Below are 2,137 nucleotides of genomic sequence, written 5' to 3' on the forward strand. Positions count from 1 at the left end.
GAGCCACGATCGTCGCGTCCCCGGGCAGCGGCGCGGCCGCGCCCTGGCCGGCCCCGCCGCCGGCCGCGGGACCGATGGCACCGACACCGGCGCCGTCCGGCACGAAGGCGCCCGCGGCGCCGTCCGGCACGAAGGCGCCCGCGGCGGCGTCCGGCACGAAGGCGCCCGGCACGGCACCGCCCGCGGCGGAGACGTCCTGCACGGCAGCACCCGGCACGGCGGCGCCGCCCGGCGCGGGGACGGCGGCCGCGGCCACGGGCTGGAAGCCGGACGCCGCCAGCTCGGCCAGCGCCCGCTCGACCGCGTCCGCCGTCGGACGCCGCGCCGGCGCCTTGGCGAGCATGCCGGCGATCACATCCCACAGTGCCGGTGACAGGCCGGGTATGGGCTGCGGCGCGTCCTCCATGTGGGCGCGCAGGAGCGCGACCGGGTGCGGGGCGGAGAACGGCGGGTGGCCGGCGAGGAGCTCGTACAGCATGACTCCCGCGCTGTAGACATCGGCCGGCGGCTGCGCGTGCTCCCGGTGGGCCAGTTCCGGCGCCATGTACATCGGCGTCCCGATCATCCCGGTGAGGCGGGTCAGGGACGGCCCGTGCGCCAGCCGGGCGACCCCGAAGTCGGTCAGGCGGGCCTGCGGATCGTCGGGATCGGTGACGTCGACAAGCACATTGGCGGGTTTGAGGTCACGGTGGACGACCCCCGCCGTGTGCACGGTGCTCAGCGCGCGCAGCACCTGGCGGGTCAGGGCGACCGCCGTGGCCACCTCGAGTGTGCCGCGTTCACGCAGGTAGACCCGCAGATCGACACCGTTGACGAGGTCCATCACGATCGCCAGGGTGTCGCCTTCGACGACGAGGTCCCGGACGGTGACCAGGTGTGGGTCGCTGAAGCCGAGCAGCATGGAGCGTTCCTGGACGAACCTGGCGACGACCTCGGGATCGTCGGCGAGTTCCCCGCGCAGCACCTTCACCGCGACCGGGCGGTCGCCGTCGACCGTGGATCCCCGCCAGACCTGGCCGAACGCGCCGCGGCCGATCGGTTCGTGCAGGACGTAGCCAGAGCCCAGCTTCCGCATGGCAGAAGTGCCCCTTCCCCCCAAAGAAAACTGTGCCCATCCCATCACCTGGGGCTATTGGGGGTGAAACCGACACTCCGTACCATGCCGGGTGGAGCTACCGGGGGCGTTAGCGGGTATCGGCCGAGGCCGCTCGCGGCCGGGCGGGCCGGGTCAGCCCGGCCGGCCGTCGTCCCCGGCGGCTTCGCTGTCATCCGGTCCGGTGGGGAAGTCCTCGGCGAGGATGCGGTAGAGCGCCCGCCGGGCATCCACGAGGATCTTCCGGGCGGCCTGGAGCTGGGCGTCGCTGCCGGTCTGGGCGACCTGCACGACGGCCGCGCCCACGCCGAACGCCAGCGACCGCAGGTCGGTCAGGTCGTGGTTGGCGGCGGCCGCGGCGGTCTCCCAGGGCTTGGGCTCGTCCGCGTGGGCGTCGGTGTGGGCACGGCCCGCGTCGGTGAGGTGGAACACCCGCTTGCCGTCGCTTTCCTCGGCGTGGACGAGCCCTTCGTCGGTGAGCAGTTGCAGGACGGGGTAGACCGAGCCAGGACTCGGCCGCCAGGCGCCCTGGCTGCGTTCGGTGAGTTCGTTGATGATCTGATAGCCGTGCATCGGTGCCTCCGCGAGCAGGGCGAGGACAGCCGCCCGGACGTCGCCGCGCCTGACCTTCGCGCCGCGGCCGCGGCCGCCGGGGAAGAAGCCCCGGGCGCCGGGACCGAAGCCGGGGCCGGGGGGGAAGCCCGGCCCGGGGAAGCCGGGACCGAACGGGATGCCGCCAGGGCCGAACGGGACACCGCCAGGGCCGAACGGGACGCCGCCGCCGGGCCCGCCATGCCTGCCGGGCCCGCCGTATCCACCGTGCCTGCCGTGGTGCCAGCCGCCTCGATCGTCGGCGGCCACTGCCCGGAGGCGGTCGGAGCCGCGGCTGCCATGCCTGCCGTGGCCCCAGGACCATGGTCCAGGAAATTCCGGTGCGTACATGATAATTCTCCAGTCGTTGTATCGCGTACGCTCACGATATATCGCGATGCACCGTTGGGCAAGCCATCGCGAGCCCGGGCCGCCACCGGCATCGCTGGTGCC

The 2,137-nt window shown here is 73.9% G+C and carries 2 protein-coding genes; both read right to left on the minus strand.

What is annotated here, in order from left to right; translation table 11 throughout:
* A partial coding sequence (locus NBW84_RS11410; RefSeq protein WP_250284392.1) for a serine/threonine-protein kinase occupies nt 1-1,075 on the minus strand: 1,075 nt, incomplete at its 3' end.
* A gap of 153 nt (nt 1,076-1,228) precedes the next feature.
* Entirely contained in the window at nt 1,229-2,035 is an 807-nt protein-coding gene (locus tag NBW84_RS11415; RefSeq protein ID WP_250284394.1) for a PadR family transcriptional regulator, read from the minus strand.
* Between the last annotated feature and the right edge of the window lie 102 nt (nt 2,036-2,137).

This window comes from Protofrankia sp. CiP1_Cm_nod2 (genome assembly GCF_920664355.1).
Classification (GTDB): domain Bacteria; phylum Actinomycetota; class Actinomycetes; order Frankiales; family Frankiaceae; genus Protofrankia.